Source organism: Streptomyces sp. NPDC043812, assembly GCF_056436245.1.
Map to the genome: position 1 here is coordinate 60,215 of NZ_JBWKCY010000032.1, position 20,065 is coordinate 80,279.

General features: G+C 68.4%; 19 protein-coding genes, 1 tRNA gene and 2 pseudogenes. 11 read left to right on the top strand and 11 right to left on the bottom strand.

Translation table 11 applies throughout. The features are described 5' to 3' along the window. The first annotated feature begins 27 nt into the window (after positions 1-27). On the top strand, positions 28-516 hold the full coding sequence (locus tag AC067Z_RS33385; protein ID WP_478793399.1) for a DUF6344 domain-containing protein: 489 nt from the start codon (positions 28-30) through the stop codon (positions 514-516). A 55-nt stretch (positions 517-571) separates the two neighbouring features. Here AC067Z_RS33385 and AC067Z_RS33390 read toward each other — a convergent pair whose 3' ends face one another. Continuing rightward, positions 572-1,252: a DUF5324 family protein gene (locus AC067Z_RS33390; protein ID WP_478793400.1), complete on the bottom strand. Its 681-nt coding sequence runs from the start codon at positions 1,250-1,252 to the stop codon at positions 572-574. A gap of 273 nt (positions 1,253-1,525) precedes the next feature. On the opposite strand from AC067Z_RS33390, the gene AC067Z_RS33395 reads away from it, so the two are divergent. Further along, positions 1,526-2,059 carry a peptidylprolyl isomerase gene (locus AC067Z_RS33395; RefSeq protein WP_478793401.1) on the top strand — a complete coding sequence of 178 codons (534 nt, stop codon included), beginning with the start codon at positions 1,526-1,528 and terminating at the stop codon, positions 2,057-2,059. 98 nt (positions 2,060-2,157) lie between these two features. Further along, positions 2,158-3,054 carry a rhomboid family intramembrane serine protease gene (locus AC067Z_RS33400; RefSeq protein ID WP_478793402.1) on the top strand — a complete coding sequence of 299 codons (897 nt, stop codon included), beginning with the start codon at positions 2,158-2,160 and terminating at the stop codon, positions 3,052-3,054. Between the two features lie 263 nt (positions 3,055-3,317). Here AC067Z_RS33400 and crgA read toward each other — a convergent pair whose 3' ends face one another. Continuing rightward, the gene (gene crgA, locus AC067Z_RS33405; protein ID WP_478793403.1) at positions 3,318-3,575 is read right to left on the bottom strand and encodes a cell division protein CrgA; all 258 of its coding nucleotides are present in this window, start codon (positions 3,573-3,575) and stop codon (positions 3,318-3,320) included. A 140-nt stretch (positions 3,576-3,715) separates the two neighbouring features. Between crgA and AC067Z_RS33410 the strand changes: the two genes are divergently transcribed. The 6 genes from AC067Z_RS33410 to AC067Z_RS33435 are packed head-to-tail and all read left to right on the top strand — an operon-like array spanning position 3,716 to position 8,074. Continuing rightward, positions 3,716-4,483, top strand: a complete 768-nt coding sequence (locus AC067Z_RS33410; protein WP_478793404.1) for a DUF881 domain-containing protein — start codon at positions 3,716-3,718, stop codon at positions 4,481-4,483. Positions 4,484-4,534: 51 nt separating this feature from the next. After that, positions 4,535-5,236, top strand: coding sequence for a class E sortase (locus tag AC067Z_RS33415; RefSeq protein WP_478793405.1), 702 nt, complete (start codon positions 4,535-4,537; stop codon positions 5,234-5,236). A gap of 56 nt (positions 5,237-5,292) precedes the next feature. Further along, positions 5,293-5,469, top strand: coding sequence for a hypothetical protein (locus AC067Z_RS33420; RefSeq protein ID WP_478793406.1), 177 nt, complete (start codon positions 5,293-5,295; stop codon positions 5,467-5,469). Beyond that, the gene (locus AC067Z_RS33425) at positions 5,466-6,104 is read left to right on the top strand and encodes an aminodeoxychorismate/anthranilate synthase component II (protein ID WP_478793407.1); all 639 of its coding nucleotides are present in this window, start codon (positions 5,466-5,468) and stop codon (positions 6,102-6,104) included. The genes AC067Z_RS33420 and AC067Z_RS33425 overlap by 4 nt, the downstream gene beginning before the upstream one ends. Next, positions 6,101-7,369, top strand: coding sequence for a class E sortase (locus tag AC067Z_RS33430; RefSeq protein ID WP_478793408.1), 1,269 nt, complete (start codon positions 6,101-6,103; stop codon positions 7,367-7,369). Before AC067Z_RS33425 ends, AC067Z_RS33430 begins: the two co-directional genes overlap by 4 nt. Positions 7,370-7,396: 27 nt before the next feature. Further along, complete coding sequence (locus AC067Z_RS33435) at positions 7,397-8,074, top strand: class E sortase (protein ID WP_478793409.1); 678 nt, start codon at positions 7,397-7,399, stop codon at positions 8,072-8,074. Positions 8,075-8,188: 114 nt separating this feature from the next. Here AC067Z_RS33435 and pknB read toward each other — a convergent pair whose 3' ends face one another. The 6 genes from pknB to AC067Z_RS33465 all read right to left on the bottom strand — a co-directional run bounded on the left by pknB (position 8,189) and on the right by AC067Z_RS33465 (position 16,264). Further along, on the bottom strand, positions 8,189-10,198 hold the full coding sequence (gene pknB / locus AC067Z_RS33440; RefSeq protein WP_478793410.1) for a Stk1 family PASTA domain-containing Ser/Thr kinase: 2,010 nt from the start codon (positions 10,196-10,198) through the stop codon (positions 8,189-8,191). Between the two features lie 167 nt (positions 10,199-10,365). After that, a complete protein-coding gene (locus AC067Z_RS33445) occupies positions 10,366-11,829 on the bottom strand; it encodes a peptidoglycan D,D-transpeptidase FtsI family protein (RefSeq protein WP_478793411.1) in 1,464 nt (487 codons plus the stop codon). Then, positions 11,826-13,241, bottom strand: coding sequence for an FtsW/RodA/SpoVE family cell cycle protein (locus tag AC067Z_RS33450; protein ID WP_478793412.1), 1,416 nt, complete (start codon positions 13,239-13,241; stop codon positions 11,826-11,828). The genes AC067Z_RS33445 and AC067Z_RS33450 overlap by 4 nt, the downstream gene beginning before the upstream one ends. Before the next feature lie 25 nt (positions 13,242-13,266). Next, positions 13,267-14,766 carry a Stp1/IreP family PP2C-type Ser/Thr phosphatase gene (locus AC067Z_RS33455; protein WP_478793413.1) on the bottom strand — a complete coding sequence of 500 codons (1,500 nt, stop codon included), beginning with the start codon at positions 14,764-14,766 and terminating at the stop codon, positions 13,267-13,269. Positions 14,767-14,895: 129 nt separating this feature from the next. Continuing rightward, on the bottom strand, positions 14,896-15,411 hold the full coding sequence (locus tag AC067Z_RS33460; RefSeq protein ID WP_478793414.1) for an FHA domain-containing protein FhaB/FipA: 516 nt from the start codon (positions 15,409-15,411) through the stop codon (positions 14,896-14,898). A gap of 10 nt (positions 15,412-15,421) precedes the next feature. Next, positions 15,422-16,264 carry an FhaA domain-containing protein gene (locus tag AC067Z_RS33465; protein ID WP_478793415.1) on the bottom strand — a complete coding sequence of 281 codons (843 nt, stop codon included), beginning with the start codon at positions 16,262-16,264 and terminating at the stop codon, positions 15,422-15,424. Between the two features lie 337 nt (positions 16,265-16,601). On the opposite strand from AC067Z_RS33465, the gene AC067Z_RS33470 reads away from it, so the two are divergent. Beyond that, a tRNA-Leu gene (locus AC067Z_RS33470) sits at positions 16,602-16,685 on the top strand. A gap of 257 nt (positions 16,686-16,942) precedes the next feature. On the opposite strand, the gene AC067Z_RS33475 is transcribed toward AC067Z_RS33470, so the two are convergent. The 3 genes and pseudogenes from AC067Z_RS33475 to AC067Z_RS33485 all read right to left on the bottom strand — a co-directional run. Next, positions 16,943-17,533 carry a hypothetical protein gene (locus AC067Z_RS33475; RefSeq protein WP_478793416.1) on the bottom strand — a complete coding sequence of 197 codons (591 nt, stop codon included), beginning with the start codon at positions 17,531-17,533 and terminating at the stop codon, positions 16,943-16,945. Beyond that, positions 17,458-17,961, bottom strand: coding sequence for a hypothetical protein (locus tag AC067Z_RS33480; protein ID WP_478793417.1), 504 nt, complete (start codon positions 17,959-17,961; stop codon positions 17,458-17,460). The genes AC067Z_RS33475 and AC067Z_RS33480 overlap by 76 nt, the downstream gene beginning before the upstream one ends. A gap of 304 nt (positions 17,962-18,265) precedes the next feature. Beyond that, positions 18,266-19,183, bottom strand: a pseudogene (locus AC067Z_RS33485) (NAD(P)/FAD-dependent oxidoreductase); the annotation flags it as partial. Here AC067Z_RS33485 and AC067Z_RS33490 point away from each other — a divergent pair. Then, a pseudogene (locus tag AC067Z_RS33490) lies at positions 19,183-19,971 on the top strand (NAD(P)/FAD-dependent oxidoreductase); the annotation flags it as partial. The pseudogenes AC067Z_RS33485 and AC067Z_RS33490 overlap by 1 nt on opposite strands. Positions 19,972-20,065: the final 94 nt, after the last annotated feature.

Below are 20,065 nucleotides of genomic sequence, written 5' to 3' on the forward strand. Positions count from 1 at the left end.
AAGCGCTCAACCCGAAAGCGAGGGGTCATGGCCGCCTTCAAGGTCAGGAATCTGTGGACCGCGTTCATCACCGCGTTCTTTGCACTGCTTGCCTCGGTGGGGCTCACCACCGCCACTACTGCCGCTGCCGTGTCGCAGCCGACCGTGCAGACGCCCGACGAGCCGGCGAAGGCCCGTGCGGGTGCCGCCTGCACGACCGTTCCGCCGCAGAGCAGGCGGGCGAGTACCGGCTGGCTGCCTGCGGCACGGGACCGGTCACTGCCGCCCACGATGAAACAGCGCATCGGTGCCGAGGCACACGGCGCCTCGCCGTCCACCCGGCACTTGCCGGCGCTGGAAGCCGATGCCGACGCGGACGGCACGACCGAGGAAGCTGCACCCGTCGCCGTTCCCGCTGCCTCGTCGCCCTCCACGGCCGCCGGCACCGCCGCCCGCTCCGAGGGCATCGACCGCACGGCGCGCGTGGCGCGCCCCGTCGAGGCGCCCGTCCGGTCGGCCTACGCCGTGGCAGCGTGAAGCGCCGGGAGCGTCCGTTTCTCCCGGCGCCACCGCCCATGAGGACGGAATTCGGTCAGCGACCCTCGTCGCGGTCCCGAGCCTCCGCCTCGTCCTGCTTCACCTGGACCTCGGGATCGAGTTCCGACTTGGAAGTGCCGTCCACGGACGACAGCGGGTCACGGTCGGAGACCTCCGTGGCAGCGGGCGGTTCCACCAGCCAGTCGGGGTTCGCCTGCTTGTCCCACCACTTCCACGCGGCGAAAGCTCCGCCGGCCAGCGCGCCGAGGATGGCGACACCCTTGACGACGCGTCCGGCCCTGCAACGCCGCTCGTGCTTCCTCACCAGCTTCTGGATGTCCTTCGCCGTCACCTGTCCGCGCAGCGCGGCCAGCGTGGCAGCCGAACGGGCCGCAGCCTCGTCCCGGACGGGCTGGGTGACGGCCACCGCGTGTTCGACGCGCGGGACGGTGTAGTCAGCGGCCTGACGAGCAACCTTCCGGGTCTGTACCACCGCACGATGTGCGGCATCATCGACCTTCGGCGGAACGTGCGGCGCCACGTGCACGCCGTACTGAACACGGGCCTGAGCAGCGGCCTTGGAGACTTTCGGCGCGAGCTTGACGCGGGCTTCGCGCGCATAGAGTGCGGCATGGTCCTTGGCCGTGCCGGCGTAGGGCGCCACCACTTCCGCGGCGTGCTGAACACTGTCCTTCGCCGTACCGGTCGCGGCGCGCACGCTGTCCATGCGGGTCACGGGATCCTCCTCCTCGGTGGCGTTCTGGTGGACCGGGGTTTATCCCCAGTTAGGCAGAGTTTCGCCTTTCCACCCGATTGAAAATCATGCCTGTTGAGAGCCGCCTCGGCATGTGGGGCTGGCATCCGGGTCATGTCGGGAGCTTGTGCACGACAATGCCACTGTTCGGTCCAAAGTGCTCCGGTGCGACGACTGCCCGGCTGCTTTTCTGTGCGCCTGGCCCTTCCGTGCAAGGATCTGGGGACGTCAGAGAAGACTTACGGAAGGCACATCGTGGCCGAGCAGCTTTACGCCACCCTCAAGACCAACCAGGGCGACATCGAGATCCGGCTTCTGCCGAACCACGCCCCCAAGACGGTCAAGAACTTCGTGGACCTCGCGACCGGCGAGCGCGAGTGGACGAACCCGGCGACCGGCAAGAAGTCCACCGACAAGCTGTACGACGGTACGGTCTTCCACCGCGTGATCAGCGGCTTCATGATCCAGGGCGGTGACCCGCTGGGCAACGGCACCGGCGGTCCCGGGTACGAGTTCGAGGACGAGTTCCACCCGGAGCTGGCCTTCGACAAGCCGTACCTGCTGGCCATGGCCAACGCCGGCCCGGGCACCAACGGCTCGCAGTTCTTCATCACCGTGTCGCCGACCGCCTGGCTGACCCGTAAGCACACCATCTTCGGCGAGGTGTCCAGCGACGCCGGCAGGAAGGTCGTGGACGCCATCGCCGGTACGCAGACCAACCCGCGCACCGACCGTCCCCTCAGCGACGTCGTCATCGAATCGGTCGTCGTCGAGAAGCGCCAGGGCTGATCGCCCGCGGGATTCTTGTACGGGAACCTTTTCGCCCCGTCCGTCCGTAAGGATTGACGGGGCGATGTCGCGCGACCCCGGAAGGACGAGGGGACCTCATGGACCAGGCGCCAGGCAGTCCACAGGAGCCGCAGGACACTCACGGCCTGCCCGGCTGCTATCGGCACCCGGACCGTGAGACGGGTATCCGCTGCACCCGCTGCGACCGCCCGATCTGCACGGACTGCATGGTCAGCGCTTCGGTCGGCTTCCACTGCCCGGAGTGTGTCCGGACCGGATCCGGCACGGGGCACGCACCGGGCGCGAGCCGACCGCGGACGATCGCGGGCGGGACGGTGGCGGCGGATCCGCGGCTGGTCACGAAGATCCTCGTGGCGATCAACCTCGTGGTGTTCGTCGTGGCGGCCATGAACGAGCGCCTGCTGAACGCGATGGTCCTCGTCGGCGAGTGGCCCCCGGCGCCCTTCCTGCCCCACGAAGGCGTCGCCCAGGGCGAGTGGTACCGCCTTGTGACCTCGATGTTCCTCCACCAGGAGGTGTGGCACATCGCGTTCAACATGCTGGGCCTGTGGTGGCTGGGCGGACCGCTCGAGCAAGCTCTCGGCCGCGCTCGCTACCTGGCGCTGTATCTGATCTCCGGGCTGGCGGGCAGTGCCCTGACCTATCTGCTCGCCGGGCCGAGCGAGGGATCTCTCGGGGCCTCCGGCGCCATCTTCGGGCTGCTCGGTGCCACCGTCGTCCTGGTGCGACGGATGCGCTACGACATGCGGCCTGTCGTCGCGCTCCTCGCGATCAATCTGGTGATCACGTTCTTCTGGTCCGGCATTGCCTGGCAGGCCCACGTCGGCGGGCTCGTCGCCGGCGCTGCCATCGCCTACGGCCTCGTCCACGCCCCGCTGGGCAAGCGGCGGAGCCTGGTGCAGTTCGGCACCTGCGCGCTGGTCCTGCTGGTCACCGTCGGCATCGTGGTGGCGCGCACTCTCGCGCTCGCGTGACCCGGGGCCACACCTTTCCCCAAAGTTGTCCACAGCGTGTGGCGGATCTTGTGCATGCAGTGGGAAACAAGCGTGCCCCTCGCCGCTGACCAGGGGATTCCCTGTCGGGGCGAGGGGCGTATCGCTTCACCGGTGTGGCGGAAGCAGTCACATCGGCGTCAACATCCGGAGAGTTATCCACAGATCGTCAGACCTTTTCCCCTGCTGTGGACAACCATGTGGATAACCTTGGGGCAGGGCTTGACGAGCCGAGCGCGCAGCGGCTACTTCCACTGGGTGGAGACGCCGAAGCCCGCGGCGATGAAGCCGAAGCCGACGACGATGTTCAGATTGCCGAAGCTCTTGACCGGCAGGGTGCCCTCGGTGACGTAGAAGAGGACGATCCACGCCAGTCCGATGAGGAACAGCGCGAGCATCACCGGGGCCACCCAGCTGCGGTTGGTGAGCTTGATGTTCGCGGCCTGCTTCGTGGCCGGCGGCGGCGTGAAGTCGGCCTTCTTGCGGATACGTGACTTCGGCACGAGGGACTCTCCTGTCGATGCGCTGCGTGACCGCGCAGATAACTGTGGCTGGCGCCGGGGTGGGCGCGAGGGGGACCACTGCCTCCCCCGGGCGTCCGTTAGCGTAGTGCTTCCGCGGGGCCGAAGGAGATAAGGGTACGTTGAGCAATTCTGCCGACTCCTCCGAAAGGCCGGGCCGCCGCACCGAATGGCGGCCGGTCCGGCTGCTCACGGCTGCCGTTTTCGCCCTTGCGGGCGTGATCTTCGTGACAAGTTTCAATACCGCCAAGGGTACTGATCTGCGCACCGACGCCTCCATGCTGAAGCTCTCGGACCTGATCAGACAGCGGAGCGCCGACAACGGCGATCTCGAGGAATCCACCGCTTCCGTACGGGACGACGTCGACGCCCTCGCCCAGCGCGACGACGGCTCCACCGAGGCCGAGGACGCCAAGCTCAAGGCGCTGGAGAAGGCCGCGGGCACCCAGAAGCTGTCCGGCCGCGCGGTGAGCGTCACGCTCAACGACGCCCCGCCGAACGCACAGGCCGCCCCCGGCTACCCCGAGCCGCAGGCCAACGACCTGGTCATCCACCAGCAGGACCTGCAGGCCGTGGTCAACGCGCTGTGGCAGGGCGGTGCCGAGGGCATCCAGGTGATGGACCAGCGGCTGATCTCCACCAGCGCCGTGCGGTGCGTGGGAAACACGCTGATCCTGCAGGGACGCGTCTACTCACCGCCCTACAAGATCACTGCGGTGGGTGACCAGACCGCCCTCAAGAAGGCGCTCGCCGAGTCGCCCGCTGTCCAGAACTACCAGCTGTACGTGGAGGCATACGGGCTCGGCTGGAAAGTGGACGAGGCCGACAAGGTGACTCTTCCCGGTTACTCGGGCACAGTGGATCTCCACTACGCGAAGCCCGTCGAGTAGCACTCGGCCACCCGCCGGGCGCGGCCCGGTCGGAGGAGCCTGGGGGAGCCCGTGACGGTGCGACTGGTCGTCAGGACCTTCAGCGAACTGTGCATCACCGCAGGCACCGTGATCGTGCTGTTCGTCGCCTACGTACTGTTCTGGACGGGCATCAAGGCGGACACCGCCACGGACGGCCAGATCGACCGGCTGCGGGACAGCTGGGCCGAGACACCGGTGGCCACGCCCGGCCCCGAGCGCCCCGGGGCTCCCGCCCCGAAGACGTACGAGGCCGGGAAGCCGTTCGCCGTGATGTACATCCCGCGGTTCGGCGGAAGCTGGGACTGGCCCGTCATCGAGGGCACGGGCACCGGCATCCTCAAGAAGGGCCTCGGGCACTACGCTGGCACCGCGGCGCTCGGCGGGCGGGGAAACTTCGCGGTCGCGGGCCACCGGCGCACCTACGGGGACCCGTTCAAGGACTTCCCCCGGCTGCGCGCCGGAGACCCCGTGGTGCTGACGGACGGTACGACATGGTTCACGTACCGCATCGCGAAGACCCCCTACCGCACGGTTCCCTCCGACGTCGGTGTCATCGCGCCCGTGCCGCGACCGTTCGGCGCGGGAGCCGCCCCGTTCGACGGGCCGGGCCGCTATCTGACGCTGACCACGTGCGAGCCGGAATGGGGCAGCAGCCACCGGCTGGTGGCCTGGGCGTATCTCGACGCCACACAGCCTGTGACGGACGGCAGACCGCGAGCTTTCCACAGCTGACCCACCAGTCCTCCCCGCCCCTTACTCTGGTCCCGTACCGAACGGAAAGGGACGGCATGTACGGCTGGATCTGGCGGCATCTGCCGGGGAACGCATGGGTGCGGGCGGTCTTCTCGCTCGTGCTGATCCTTGCGGTCGTCTACGTGCTGTTCCAGTACGTCTTCCCGTGGGCGGAGCCACTGCTTCCGTTCAACGACGTGACGGTCGACGGAGAGGGAGGTGCGGCCCAGTGAGCGCCCGCATTCTCGTCGTCGACAACTACGACAGCTTCGTCTTCAACCTCGTCCAGTACCTCTACCAACTCGGCGCCGAGTGCGAAGTGGTGCGCAACGACGAGGTGTCCCTGGAGCATGCCCAGGACGGCTTCGACGGTGTACTGCTCTCCCCCGGCCCCGGCGCGCCCGAACAGGCCGGTGTGTGCATCGAGATGGTGCGCCACTGCGCCGCGACGGGCGTGCCCGTCTTCGGTGTCTGCCTGGGCATGCAGTCGATGGCGGTGGCGTACGGCGGCGTGGTCGACCGGGCGCCCGAGTTGCTGCACGGCAAGACGTCGCCGGTCACCCACGGGGGCAAGGGCGTTTTCGCCGGGATCCCCTCGCCGTTCACGGCGACGCGCTACCACTCGCTGGCCGCCGAGCCCGCGGTCCTGCCCGACGAGCTGGAAGTGACCGCCCGCACGGCCGACGGCATCATCATGGGCCTCCGGCATCGCGAACTGCCGGTCGAGGGTGTGCAGTTCCACCCCGAGTCGGTCCTGACCGAGCACGGCCACCTGATGCTTGCCAACTGGCTCGAGCAGTGCGGCGACATCGGTGCGGTGGGTCGTTCGGCAGGACTCGCACCGGTGGTGGGCAAGGCTCTGGCGTGAGTGCCGTGCGCCCCGGGCACGAGCACGAGCAGGAGTACGGGCAGCAGTACGGCTACGGCGACGAACAGCCCTACGACCCGCTGACGGACCCGCTGCCGCCGGGGGAGCACGCCTCGCCCTGGTTCAGGGCGCCGAACGTTCCTGCGGCCGAGGAGGCGCTGGAGCAGCCCTACGCGCCGACGGCCGCGCCGGAGCCCGAGGACTGGTACGACCGCGAGGGATACCGCCAGGACTGGTACGGCGGTCCGCCCGCCGAGCCCTCCCCTCAGGACGCTGCCGTGCAGCAGTTCGCCGAGCCGGAGCCGCCTGCGCGGGAGCGGGGCCCCGCTCCCGTCCCCGCGCAGGCCGGCGAACCGGACCCGGAGCGCACGAGGGTGTCCGGGACCGTGCTCGTGCCCGACGACGAGACGGTCGCACTGCGCACCTCCGAGACGCGTCGCGCCGCGGAAGTTCCCGCGGGGCCCGGCCGTGCGGAGCGCCGAAGGGCCGCGAAGGGCCGCGGGCGAAGGCGCGGGCCGGCAACCTCGGAGACGTCGGCGGAGCCCGCCAAACCGCTCTCGCGCGTCGAGGCCCGTCGGGCCGCACGTGCCGCGAAGGACAGCCCGGCGGTCATCGCGAGCCGAGCGATCGGCGAACTGTTCATCACCTTCGGTGTGTTGATGCTGCTGTTCGTCACTTACCAGCTGTGGTGGACGAACGTGCTGGCCGGGCAGCAGGCGGACCGGGCGGCGAACAAGATCCAGGACGACTGGGCGAACGGGCGCAAGCCCGACGCGTTCGAGCCCGGTCAGGGCTTCGCCATCATGTACATCCCCAAGCTGGACGTGGTCGTGCCCGTCGCCGAGGGCATCAGCAAGACCGAGGTGCTGGACCGCGGAATGGTGGGCCACTACGGCGAGGGAAAGCTCAAGACCGCGATGCCCGAGGACAGGCAGGGCAACTTTGCGGTCGCCGGCCACCGCAACACCCACGGCGAACCGTTCCGCTACATCAACCGCCTCGAGCGGGGCGATCCGATCGTCATCGAGACGCAGGACACCTACTACACGTATGAGATGGCGAGCATCCTTCCGCAGACCTCGCCGTCGAATGTGAGCGTGATCGGCGCCGTCCCGCCGGGTTCCGGGTTCACCGGACCCGGCCGGTACATCACGTTGACGACCTGCACGCCAGAATTCACGAGTACCTATCGAATGATCGTGTGGGGCAAGATGGTCGAGGAACGGCCACGCAGCAAGGGCAAACCCGACGCACTCGTCGGCTGAGACACGTCAAGACAGGGAACAGGTGCAGTGTCACGTGCACGAGGCCGGATCGCCGGCGCCATCAGTGTCTTCGGGGAGCTGCTGATCACCGCGGGCGTGGTGCTGGGGCTCTTTGTCGTCTACTCGCTGTGGTGGACGAACGTCCTCGCCGACCGCGAAGCCTCGGAACAGGGCGACCGGATGCGCGACGGCTGGGCCAGCAGCGGCCCCGGGAAGCTGGACACCAAGGACGGCATCGGCTTCCTGCACGTGCCCGCCATGAGCGAGGGCGACGTGCTGGTGAAGAAGGGCACGAACACCAAGGCCCTCAACGACGGCATCGCCGGTTACTACATCGACCCGATCAAGTCGGCGCTCCCCTGGGACGACAAGGGCAACTTCACCCTCGCCGCGCACCGCGACGGGCACGGTGCGAAGTTCCACAACATCCACAAGCTCAAGGACGGCGACGCGATCGTCTTCGAGACCAAGGACACCTGGTACGTCTACAAGGTCTACAAGACGCTTCCCGAGACCTCCAAGTACAACGTGGACGTGCTGCAGCCGGTCCCGAAGGAGTCGGGGAGGAAGAAGCCGGGCCGCTACATCACGCTGACGACGTGCACGCCGGTCTACACCTCGGACTACCGGTACGTCGTCTGGGGCGAACTGGAGCGCACGGAGAAGGTCGACACGCAGCGCACGCCCCCCGCGGAGCTGCGGTAGCCGGAGCGGCTCCCGCCCCGCGCAGGGGATTCTCAGCAGCAGGGACTCACCGCAGGGGAAAGCCCCCGCACCCCGGAAGGGGTGCGGGGGCTTTCCCCTGATCCATGAGGAACGTCAGTCGCTGTCGGCTCCTCCGAAGATGCCGCCGTTGTTGTTCCCGCCGTTGCCGCCGCCACCGAAGGTGTCGAGGACGATCGGCGTCGTCGCCGGGTCGACCGGAGTGCCCGGAGTGGGGTTGGAGCCGAGGACGATGGCGTTCTCGTCCTGTGGCTTGCCCGGGGCGATCTGGATGTTGGTGAACCCGGCCTGCTGCAGGATCTGGCGGGCCTCGGAAACCCTCTTGCCGATGATCTCCGCGGGTACGGGGACCTGGGTGGTCGCCGGGCCCTTGGAGACCTGCAGGGTGACCTTCGTGCCCTTGGCCACCTTCCCGGGCTGCGGGTCCTGCGAGAGGACCGTGTTCACCGGCTGGTCGCTGTCGACGTCGACCCGTTCCACCTCGAACTCGAGGAGCTCCAGCTGGTTCTTGGCCTCGTCGAACAGCTTGCCGGTCACGCTCGGGAGGTCCTGCTTGGCCTGCTTGGCCACGGTCAGTGTGACCGTGCTGCCGGTCTCGGCCATGGAGCGGCCCGCGGGGTCCTGTTCGAGGACGGTGCCGGGGTCCTCGTCCGAGGACTCGACCTCCTTGACCTCGACGTCGAACTTCTCGTCCTCGAGGGTCTCCCTCGCCCGGTCCACGTCCTGGTCGACCACGTCGGGGACCTTGACCTTGGGCGCGCCCTCCGAGACGACGACAGTGATCGTCTCGCCCTCGGCGACCTTCTGACCGCTCTGGGGATTCTGGCTGCAGATGCTGCCCTTCGGCTGATCGCAGCGCGCAGGCGTGCCCTCGGCGATCTGCAGCTTGGCGTTCTGCGCGGCCCGCTGGGCCTCCTGGAGGGTCTGGCCCACCAGCTGCGGAACGGGCACCTTGCTGCCGCCGCCGTCGTTGACGAAGATCGATCTGCCGATGAGCACGGCGCCGACAAGCACCAGGATGCCCGCGACCACCAGCAGGATCGTCGACGTGTTCGACTTCTTCTGGCGGCGGCGGTCCGGGCGGTCGTCGTAACCACCGAAACCGCCGTCGTCGGGGTTCACCGGCGGGAGCATCGACGTCTGACCGCCCGGATCGGCCTGGCGCAGCGCCGTGGTGGGCTGGTCGTCCGCGCCGTAACCGCCGTAGCCGACCGCGCCCATGGCCGCCGTCGCCGCGACGGGCTGGCCGTCGAGGCAGGCCTCGATGTCGGCACGCATCTCGTCGGCGGACTGATAGCGGTAGTCCGGGTCCTTGACCAGGGCCTTCAACACGATCGCGTCCATCTCGGGCGTGATCTCGGGGTCGAAGTTGCTGGGCGGCTGCGGCTCTTCCCTCACGTGCTGGTAGGCCACGGCCACCGGCGAGTCGCCCACGAACGGCGGGCGCACGGTCAGCAGCTCGTACAGCAGGCAGCCGGTGGAGTACAGGTCGGAACGGGCGTCGACCTGCTCACCCTTCGCCTGCTCCGGGGAGAGGTACTGGGCGGTGCCGATCACGGCCGCGGTCTGCGTCATCGTCATGCCCGAGTCGCCCATGGCGCGGGCGATGCCGAAGTCCATGACCTTGACCTGGCCGGTGCGCGTCAGCATGACGTTCGCCGGCTTGATGTCGCGGTGGACGATGCCGTTGCGGTGGGAGTACTCCAGCGCCTGGAGGATGCCGATCGTCATCTCCAGCGTGCGCTCGGGCAGCAGCTTGCGGCCCGAGTGCAGGAGCTCACGCAGCGTCGAACCGTCGACGTACTCCATGACGATGTACGGGATCGAGACGCCCGCGCCGCCACCGGAGGGGCTGTCGTACACCATGTCCTCGCCGGTGTCGTAGACAGCGACGATCGCCGGGTGGTTGAGCGAGGCGGCCGACTGGGCCTCACGGCGGAACCGGGCCTGGAAGGACGGGTCGCGGGCGAGGTCGGCCCGCAGCGTCTTCACGGCGACGGTGCGGCCGAGCCGGGTGTCGTGGGCGAGGTAGACCTCGGCCATGCCACCACGGCCGAGCACCGAGCCCAGTTCATACCGGCCGCCGAGGCGACGCGGCTCTTCCATAACCTTCCAGCCCTCTCCGTCAGTCCCGACCGCACCCGTGTGTGGTCCGGCGGTGTGCTGTTCGCGCATACGCTACCGGGCAGGTGGTGCTTGATCCGCCCGGGAGCCTCAGCTGATACCCGACCGGTATCGCAATGTGCAGGTATGCGGGTCGGGAGTGATCCTCGTCACTTCCCGTCGAGCACCGCCTGCATCACGGACTTGGCGATGGGCGCCGCGAGACCGCCGCCGGAGATGTCGTCGCGGCGGGCCTCGCTGTCCTCCACCACCACGGCGACGGCGACGGGCGACCCGTTGTCGTCCTTGGCGTACGAGATGAACCACGCGTACGGGTTCTTGCTGTTGTTCTCGCCGTGCTGGGCGGTACCGGTCTTGCCGCCGACCGTCACCCCGTCGATTGCCGCGTTGGAGCCGGTTCCCTGAGGGCCCTCGACGACGTTCTCCATCATCTGCTGGAGCAGCTGGGCGTTCTCCGCCGAGAGCGGCCGGCTCATCTCCTCCGGGTCGTTCTGCTGGATGACGTCCAGGTTCGGGGAGACCAGCTGGTCGATCATGTACGGCTTCATCAGCCGGCCGTCGTTGGCGATCGCGGCGGTGACCATCGCCATCTGGAGGGGGGTGGTCGCCGTGTTGAACTGGCCGATGGACGACAGTGCGTTGCCGGGCCGGTCCATCTGCGTGTCGTAGACGGAGGCGGCGGCGCGCACCGGGGTGTCGACCTCGGCGTTGTTGAAGCCGAACTTCTCCGCGGTCTCCACCATCTTGTCGCGGGTGACCGTGTCACCGAGCTTCGCGAAGACGGAGTTGCAGGACACCTCCAACGCCTGGTTCAGGCTGGCGTTCTCGCAGCCGTTGGCGTGGTTCACCATCTTGGTGGTGGTGTTGGGCAGGATGTACGGCTCGGGGGTGTCCGTCGCGGCGTTGATGTCGTCGACCGCGCCGTGCTCCAGGGCGGCGGCCGCGGTGACGACCTTGAACGTGGAGCCCGGCGGGTAGGTCTCGCGCAGCGCGCGGTTGAGCTTCGGCTTGTCCTTGTCCTTCTCCAGCGAGAGCCACGCCTTCTCGTCCTTGCCGGAGTAGCCGGCGAACGAGGAGGGGTCGTACGAGGGAGTCGAGGCAAGCGCGAGGATCTTGCCGGTCTTGGGCTCGATCGCGGCGACGGCGCCCTTCTTGTTGCCGAGACCCTCGTAAGCGGCCTTCTGGGCCTTGCCGTTGAGAGTGGTGACGACATTGCCGCCGGTCTTCTTGTCGCCGGTGAACATCGCCATCGTGCGGTCGAAGAAGAGCTGATCGGAGTTGCCGGTGAGGATGCCGTCCTCGAGCTTCTCGATCTGGTTGGCGTCGTAGGCCTGGGAGGCGTAGCCCGTCACGGGAGCCCACATGGGTCCGTCGGTGTAGGTCCGCTTGAACTTGAAGTCGGTGTCGTTCGTCTCGACGGAGCCGGTGATGGGCTTGCCGTCGACGATGATGTTGCCGCGCTCGTAGGCATAGCGCTCGATCTGGATACGACGGTTCTTCGAGTTCTCGTTCAGATCGTCGGCCTCGAGGTACTGGAGCCAGTTGGTGCGGACCAGCAGGGCGAGGACGAGCAGTCCGCAGAAGATCGCGATCCGGCGCAGGGGCTTGTTCACGGTCGGACCACCTGGGTCATCTCGGCGTCGGGGGACGGGGCAGGCGCGGGCGCGGGACGGCGCGCGGTGTCGCTGATCCGGATCAGGATGGCGATCAGTGCCCAGTTGGCGAGCACGGACGAGCCGCCGTACGCGACGAACGGCATCGTCATACCGGTCAGCGGGATGAGACCCATGACACCGCCGGCGACGACGAAGACCTGGATCGCGAAGGCGCCGGAAAGGCCGATGGCGAGCAGCTTGCCGAAGGGGTCGCGGGCGGCGAGGGCGGTGCGCACGCCGCGCTCCACGATCAGTCCGTAGATCAGCAGGAAGGCCATCATGCCTGCGAGCCCGAACTCCTCGCCGAAGGTGGAGAGGATGAAGTCGGAGTTGGCGGCGAAGCCGATCAGGTCGGAGTCGCCCTGTCCGAGGCCGGTACCGAGCGTGCCGCCGGCGCCGAAGGACATCAGTGCCTGGCCGATCTGGTCGCTCTGCTCCCAGGTGGTCTGGGCGAAGGGGTTGAGCCAGAACTCCACCCGCTGCTGGACGTGCGGCTCGAAGGAGGCGACGCCGACCGCGCCGACGGCGGACATCAGCAGACCGAAGACGATCCAGCTGGTGCGCTCGGTGGCGACGTACAGCATGATCACGAAGAGGCCGAAGAACAGCAGCGAGGTGCCGAGGTCGGTCTCGAAGACGAGGATCAGGATCGACATTGCCCAGACCACGAGGATGGGACCGAGGTCACGGCCGCGCGGCAGGTACAGCCCCATGAAGCGGCGACTGGCGAGTGCGAGGGCGTCTCGTTTCACCATGAGATAGCCGGAGAAGAAGATCGCGATGATGATCTTCGCGAACTCGCCGGGCTGGATGGAGAACGGGCCGAGGCTGATCCAGATCTTCGCGCCGTTCACCGCGGGGAAGAACACCGGAAGGATCAGCAGGACCAGCGCCACCGCCATCGAGATGTAGGTGTAGCGCTGCAGGATGCGGTGGTCCTTGAGCAGCATCAGCACGGCGACGAACAGCGCGATGCCGATCGCGGAGTACATCAGCTGCTTGGGGGCGTCGGGGCTGAAGGTGCCCGCACCGAATCTCGACTCGATGCGCTGGATCAGCCGCGGCGACTGGTCCAGGCGCCAGATCATCACCAGCCCGAGCCCGTTCAGCAGCGCCGCCAGCGGCAGCAGCAGCGGGTCTGCGTACTTGGCGAACTTGCGCACGACGAGGTGTGCCACGCCCGCGAGCAGGCCGATGCCAAGTGCGTATCCGAGAACTCCCGCAGGCACTTCGCCGTCCATGGCGAGGCCCACGTTGATGTACGCGAACACCGGAATGATGACGGCGAACCCGAGCAGCATCAGCTCGGTGTTCCGCCGGCTCGGTGCGTCGATCGCGCCGATCGTGGTCGTGTTGGTGACAACGCTCATGGTGGAGAAGGCCCCCTACGGCCTTTTACTGCTTGCCGCAGTTAGAGGCCAGCTTCTGCTCCTCCTCCGAGAGGGTGGGACCCGGAGAGGGAGTGGCTGCGTTCGGCTTGGTCTTGGTGCCCTGCGTGGTGGGCGTCCCGGCGGTACCCCCCGCCTCGCCCTCGCCGGGCGGCGGGGTGCTGGCGCGGTCGGCCGCCTCACGGCGCTGCTCGTCCTTCTTGCAGGCGCTCGCCTGGCGCGCGAGTTCGTCGATCTTGGCCTGGGCCTTGCCGAGGCTGTCCTCGGTGATCGTCGCCTCCACCTGCTTCCGCTGGTAGGGCGGTAGGTACTTGAGTTCGATCTCGGGGTGATCCTTCTCCACCTCCGAGAGCGAGACCCACGCGAGGTCCTGGCTGATGCCCCGGTAGAGCGCGATGTGCTCTTCGTTGGAGCCGACGAAGTACTGGGTCTGCGTCCAGCGGTAGCCGCCGTACAGCCCGCCGCCGACGACCGCGAGCGCGAGGGCGATGAAGAACGATCTCTTCAGCCACTTGCGGCCGCCGCGCTGCTTGACGAAGTCGTCGTCCGTGTACGCCCCGAAGCCGCCCTCGGGCGGCATACCGCCCGAGCCGTAGCTGTCGCCGGATCCCGGCGGGCCGAAGCTGCCACCGGGAGCCGGCGGCGCCGAGGGGCGGCCGAGGCCGGCCGCGCGGCCCGCAGGGGTCTGCATGGCGCCGCCGTCGTTCAGCTGGTGCTGGTTCTCGGCGACCGCACCGACGACGACCGGGGTGTCACTGATCTGGCCGGCCAGGGTGTCGTTGGAGTCGGTGTCCAGCACGTCCGCGACGATGCACGTGATGTTGTCGGGACCGCCGCCGCGCAGCGCGAGCTGGATCAGGTCCTGAATGGTCTCCTGCGGGCCCTGGTAGCTGGCGAGCGTCTCCTCCATCGTCTGGTGGGAGACGACACCGGACAGGCCGTCGGAGCAGATCAGATAACGGTCGCCGGCACGGACCTCCCGGATGGAGAGGTCGGGCTCGACATGGTCACCGCTGCCCAGCGCGCGCATCAGCAGAGAGCGCTGCGGGTGGGTGGTGGCCTCCTCCTCGGTGATGCGGCCCTCGTCGACGAGCCGCTGCACCCAGGTGTGGTCCTGCGTGATCTGGGTCAGCACCCCGTCGCGCAGGAGATACGCGCGGGAGTCGCCGACGTGCACCAGACCGAGGCGCTGACCGGTCCACAGCAGGGCGGTGAGCGTGGTGCCCATGCCCTCGAGCTGGGGGTCCTCCTCGACCATCATGCGCAGCTGGTCGTTGGCCCGCTGCACCGCGGTGCCGAGCGAGGTGAGGATGTCCGAGCCGGGCACGTCGTCGTCGAGCGTGACCAGCGTCGAGATGACCTCCGAGGAGGCGACCTCGCCCGCGGCCTGGCCGCCCATGCCGTCGGCGATGGCGAGCAGACGGGGGCCGGCGTAACCGGAATCCTCGTTGCCCTCGCGGATCATGCCCTTGTGCGATCCGGCGGCGAAACGCAGAGACAGACTCATGCGCACCTCGCCCGTCGGCTCGGGGTACAGCCGGTCTCGAGCCACACTGCCCACCCTCCGGTCGGGAGCCCGTGCCGGTCGCCCATGGGGACCGCTGCGGCTCGCTCGCTCCGCTCGCTCATTGTCGTACTACTTCCGCAGCTCGATGACGGTCTTGCCGATGCGGATCGGCGCGCCCAGCGGAATCGGTGTCGGGGTGGTGAGTCGGGTCCGGTCGAGATAAGTGCCGTTGGTGGACCCGAGATCCTCGACGATCCATTGGCCGTCACGGTCGGGGTAGATCCTGGCATGCCTGCTGGAGGCGTAGTCGTCGTCCAGCACGATTGTCGAGTCGTGGGCCCGTCCCAGGGTGATGGTCTGGCCCTGGAGGGCCACCGTCGTACCCGTGAGGGTGCCTTCGGACACGACCAGTTTCGTGGGCGCACCCCGGCGCTGGCGGCCGCTGGCCGCCTGCTGGCGCTGCTGCGGCGGCGCCGCAGCCTGGCGAGGCTGCTGCGTACGCGTGTCCGCGTTGCGGCGTGAGCCGCGCTGCGTGACGCGCGTACCGAACAGATCGCTTCGAATGACCTGGACGGCCACGATCACGAACAGCCACAGAACAGCCAGGAAACCTAGCCGCATGACCGTCAGGGTCAGCTCTGACATTGCCCCCGCTTCACCCTTCGGCTTGCCGGTAAACGATGGTGGTGCTGCCCACGACGATCCGCGAGCCGTCGCGGAGCGTAGCGCGGGTGGTGTGCTGCCCGTCTACCACGATGCCGTTGGTAGACCCGAGATCCTGGATCGTCGAGGGCGTTCCGGTCCGGATCTCACAGTGCCGGCGCGAGACGCCGGGGTCGTCGATCCGCACATCGGCGTCGGTGCTGCGACCCAGCACCAGCGTCGGGCGGGAGATCTGATGGCGTGTGCCGTTGATCTCGATCCAACGTCGTACTTGAGTGTTCGGCATGGCGCCGGGCATCGCTGCCCGTGGGCCCGCTGCGGGGCCGGGGCGTCCGGTGCCGGGCATGCCGGGAGGCGGCGCGGCCGGCATCGGCGGTGCGCCTGCCGGAGGGTAGCCGTACCCGCCGCGGGGAGGAGCACCACCCTGCGCGGCTGCGGGGCCGCCGGCCGACTGTGACGTACTCGACGCCAGGGTGCGGCTGCGCACCCGGTACAGACCGGTGTCGAGGTCGTCGGCCTTCTCCAGGTGGACCTTGATCGGCCCCATGAAGGTGTAGCGCTGCTGCTTCGCGTAGTCGCGAACCAGGCCCGACAGCTCGTCGCCGAGCTGGCCCGAGTACGGGCTGAGGCGCTCGAAGTCGGGCGCGCTGAGCTCGACGATGAAATCGTTGGGGACGACTGTCCGCTCGCGGTTCCAGATCGTCGCGTTGTTGTCGCACTCGCGCTGGAGGGCGCCCGCGATCTCGACGGGCTGGACCTCGGACTTGAACACCTTGGCGAAGGTGCCGTTGACCAGACCTTCGAGTCGCTGCTCGAACTTCTTCAGGACTCCCATGAGGCACCTCCTCCGTCGTTGCCGTCCTGGTACTGCTTACTGATCGTATCCACGCGTCGGGAAATCGGCTGGTTCCCCTTGTCTGCCCCGTCGATGAGTGTCACCTCTCACACGGATCGTAGAGGCGGCCTTCCCACAGTGTCCCGCACCCGGGGTGCATACAGGAGGAGTGGGGGGAGGCCGCCCGGCGTTCCCTGATCGCCCGCCTCGTTCCCTGTTCGCTCCACAGGGTCCCGAAACAATCGGATGTGAATCCACCCTGTGCAGCGTGCTAATCTTCTGCATGTCGCCAGGGGGCCGCACCAAGCAGGTGAGAAGCCCGACGACAACACCCAATGCGCGGGTGGCGGAATAGGCAGACGCGCTGGATTCAGGTTCCAGTGCCCGCAAGGGCGTGGGGGTTCAACTCCCCCCTCGCGCACAGAGAGAAACCGACGAAACGGGTTCTCGCCAGAGACGAAAGTCCTGGTGAGGGCCCGTTTCTCGTTGATCCACAGCCTCGACGGCCACCCAGCGGCGTCGGGGCTCCGTCGCCCGGAGCCGTCGGCGCGCAGCAGGGCCCGCCCCGTGGCAACGGTCACGGAGCGGGCCTCGACTCTTCAAGATCTTCAGTTGGTGCGGCTGGCGTCCTGGGGATCTAGGTTGACGACGCCAGGTATCCGGTGGGGGTCCAGCTGCTCAGTGGCTTGGTTCGGCGGCGATGGTGCGTGCGTCGGCGTGGTCGCTGCCCCCCAGGGCAAGGGTCTCGACCCAGTTCTTGATCTTCCGGCGGTTGGCATGGGCGAGCTGGAAGACCAGGAGGATGGTCTGGGCGGCGATGCCGCGGATGCGGCGGGACCCAGCGGCCTCGATGGCTTCGGCCAGCGGATTCTTCGCGTAGCCGTTGTAGCCCTCGACGCTGTTCCGCAGCCGGAAGTAGACCTTCTGCCATTCTTCGTCGCCGTACTCGAGGGCCTGCCAGTGCTTGCCGCCTTCGGCAGGGGCGAGGGTGATGCTGCGCTGGCGGCAGACCTTGAGCGGGCCGGCCGGGCTGGGCTCCGGGTCCACGAGCGGAAGGTGGATGCCCCGGCCCATGCTGCGTGACTTGATCGGGCACTGAACCTTGCCCGCCTCCGCTGGGCACATCACGCGCTGGTGCCCTTCCGCGTCCTCGTTCTCCTTGGGCATCAGGCGATAGGGCTTGCGCGCGGCGATCAGCCGGGCCCAGGCCTCGCGATCGATGCGCTCGGCGTAGAGGTCCTTCGTGGCGTCGACCAGTGGCTGCGGCATGGAGGGCAGTACCAGGTGCCCTCGACGAGGATCGCGCCCTGGGTGTCCGCCTGCTTGCCGAGCTGGTCGACGCGGTAGTCGTAGACCGGCTTGTACCCGAGGGCACGGACGGGGAGCTGCCATTCGTCGGGGCCGGAGTTGTTGTACGCGAGGTCACCGGCGATGTAGCCGGGGTCGTAGCCGCGCTCGCGGACGCGGCTGAGGATCTTGAGCCCGTTGGAGGCGGGCCGGTGTCCGGGCTTGTCGAGGGAGACACCGACGACGAGGGCAGGCAGCACTTCCGGGTCGGGCGTGTTGTCGTCCAGGAGAACCTGGTCATGGCGGGCATCGCGGGTCACGGCGAGGGCTGCGTCGTAGCCGAACAGGTACTTGGATTCGGTCGCGCATCTGTCGCGCAGTAGTGGCGTCGCGCGATACACGATCGCCAAGGCGCTCGCCGGGGAGGCGTGGCCCGACCTTCTGACGATCGCCAACCTCGAAAAGGCGCTGGACTGCGACCTGTGGCCGGGGCGCGAAGTGTGAAGCCGGCCAGCCCGCCGGCGAGAGTGATGACCGTGAGGGCGCGAACGCGGTCCGGGCCCCACCAACGGGTGACGGCCGCGAACGCCGGCTGGTAGAAGGCGGCGGCCATGGCGATCCCTGCTGCCACCCAAGCCACAAAGAAGACAGGCAGGTTCGGGGCAACCGCGAGGGCGAGCACGGCGAGAACCGCGAGGACGGAGCCGGCCGTCATGACGGCATGCGGACCGCGACGGTGTCCTTCTCCGGGTGGGAGACCTCGTTCACTCCGTGCGGAATAGACGGTGCCGCAGGAGTGCTGGTTGGGGTCGATCAGCGGGGCCAGCGCGACCGGTGCATGGAGACGTTCGTCGAGGCCGAGGCGCAGCTCGTCCAGGAACGTGAGGTCGGGGCGGAAGCCGGTGAGCACGATGACCTCGTCGACCGGGTCGAGGCGGCGGCCGTCCTCTGCCACGAGGACGAGCTGCTCCCCGTCGCGCTCGATCGCGTCCGTACGGAAGCCGGTCACCGCGTCGGCGTACCCGTTGTCCACAGCCGTCTTGGCCGCCAGGCCCAGCGCGCCGCGGGCAGAGAGCTGGTCGGCTTCACCGCCGCCGAAGGTCGAGGAGGAAATGCCGCGGCGCAGGATCCACACCCCATGCGTACCTGTGCTGTCCTCGGACTTCGCCAGGTCGGCGAGGTACGCAAGAGCGGTGAAGGCGGAGGCGCCGGAGCCGATGACGGCGGTGCGCTTGCCGGTGTAACGGGCGAGGATTGCCGGGTCCTTGAGGTCGGGGACCCGGTAGGAGATCTGGTCGGCCGCGGTGCGTTCGCCGACTGCGGGCAGGCCGTCGCCGCCGAGCGGGGCGGGGGTGGTCCAGGTGCCGGAGGCGTCGATGACGGCGCGGGCTGTGATTCGCTTGCGGGCAGGCCGTCGCCGCCGAGCGGGGCGGGGGTGGTCCAGGTGCCGGAGGCGTCGATGACGGCGCGGGCTGTGATTCGCTCCTCGCGGCCGTCGGCGTACTCGACATGGACGACGAAGGGCTGCTCCTCACGGTCCGCGTCGACGATGCGGTCGCGGCCGAGGCGGGAGACGCCGGTGGCGCGGGCGCCGTAGCGGACCTTGTCGCCGAGCTCGTCGGCAAGCGGTTCTCATGGAGAACATACGGGCGCAGGCCGAGCGGTTCGGCGCCGAGATCCTCGAGGACGACGTCGTCTCCGTGAATCTGACCGGTGCAGTGAAGGCCGACTCTGCGGGCACGGTCCACCGTGCCAGGGCGGTGATCGTGGGCACCGGCTCCGGCTACCGCAAGCTCGGCCTGCCGAACGAGGAGGAGCTGTCCGGGCGGGGCGTGTCCTGGTGCGCGACCTGCGACGGGTTCTTCTTCCGCGACCGCGACATCGTCGTGGTCGGCGGCGGCGACACGGCCATGGAGGAGGCCACCTTCCTCACCCGGTTCGCCAAGTCGGTCACGGTCGTGCACCGCCGTTCCACACTGCGGGCCTCGCAGGTCATGCAGAACCGGGCCTTCGCCGACGACAAGATCTCGTTCGCCTTCGACAGCGAAATCGCGGAGATCAAGGAGGAGAACGGCGTGCTCGCCGGCCTCGTCCTGCGGGACACATTCACGGGCAAGACCTGCGCCCTCGACGCCACCGGCCTGTTCATCGCGATCGGCCACGACCCGCGCACCGAGATCTCCCAGGGCCAGCTCGACCTGGACGACGAGGGATATCTGAAGGTCGAAGCCCACTCCACCCGGACGAACATCCCGGGCGTATTCGGTGCCGGTGACGTCGTCGACCACACCTACCGGCAGGCCATCACGGCCGCCGGATCCGGCTGCGAGGCCGCCCTGGATGGGGAGCGCTACCTCGCCGCCCTCGCGCACGAGGAGGCGGCCGAACCGGAGAAGACCCCGGCCACCGTCGCCGCCTAAGAGGTCGTTTTCTCCCGTTGTTTTATCCTGTGATGCGGATTTGGTTCTGTGATGTCGGATCGCGCCACGAGATGGTGGTCTCGCCGGTGAGGCG

Bases quoted from the DNA above. Each gene is read 5' to 3' on its own strand.
- AC067Z_RS33385 (WP_478793399.1), top strand. From the start codon at position 28: ATGGCCGCCTTCAAGGTCAGGAATCTGTGGACCGCGTTCATCACCGCG.
- AC067Z_RS33460 (WP_478793414.1), bottom strand. From the start codon at position 15,411: ATGTCAGAGCTGACCCTGACGGTCATGCGGCTAGGTTTCCTGGCTGTT.
- AC067Z_RS33400 (WP_478793402.1), top strand. From the start codon at position 2,158: ATGGACCAGGCGCCAGGCAGTCCACAGGAGCCGCAGGACACTCACGGC.
- AC067Z_RS33420 (WP_478793406.1), top strand. From the start codon at position 5,293: ATGTACGGCTGGATCTGGCGGCATCTGCCGGGGAACGCATGGGTGCGG.
- AC067Z_RS33455 (WP_478793413.1), bottom strand. From the start codon at position 14,766: ATGAGTCTGTCTCTGCGTTTCGCCGCCGGATCGCACAAGGGCATGATC.
- AC067Z_RS33450 (WP_478793412.1), bottom strand. From the start codon at position 13,241: ATGAGCGTTGTCACCAACACGACCACGATCGGCGCGATCGACGCACCG.
- AC067Z_RS33465 (WP_478793415.1), bottom strand. From the start codon at position 16,264: ATGGGAGTCCTGAAGAAGTTCGAGCAGCGACTCGAAGGTCTGGTCAAC.
- pknB (WP_478793410.1), bottom strand. From the start codon at position 10,198: ATGGAAGAGCCGCGTCGCCTCGGCGGCCGGTATGAACTGGGCTCGGTG.
- AC067Z_RS33475 (WP_478793416.1), bottom strand. From the start codon at position 17,533: ATGCCGCAGCCACTGGTCGACGCCACGAAGGACCTCTACGCCGAGCGC.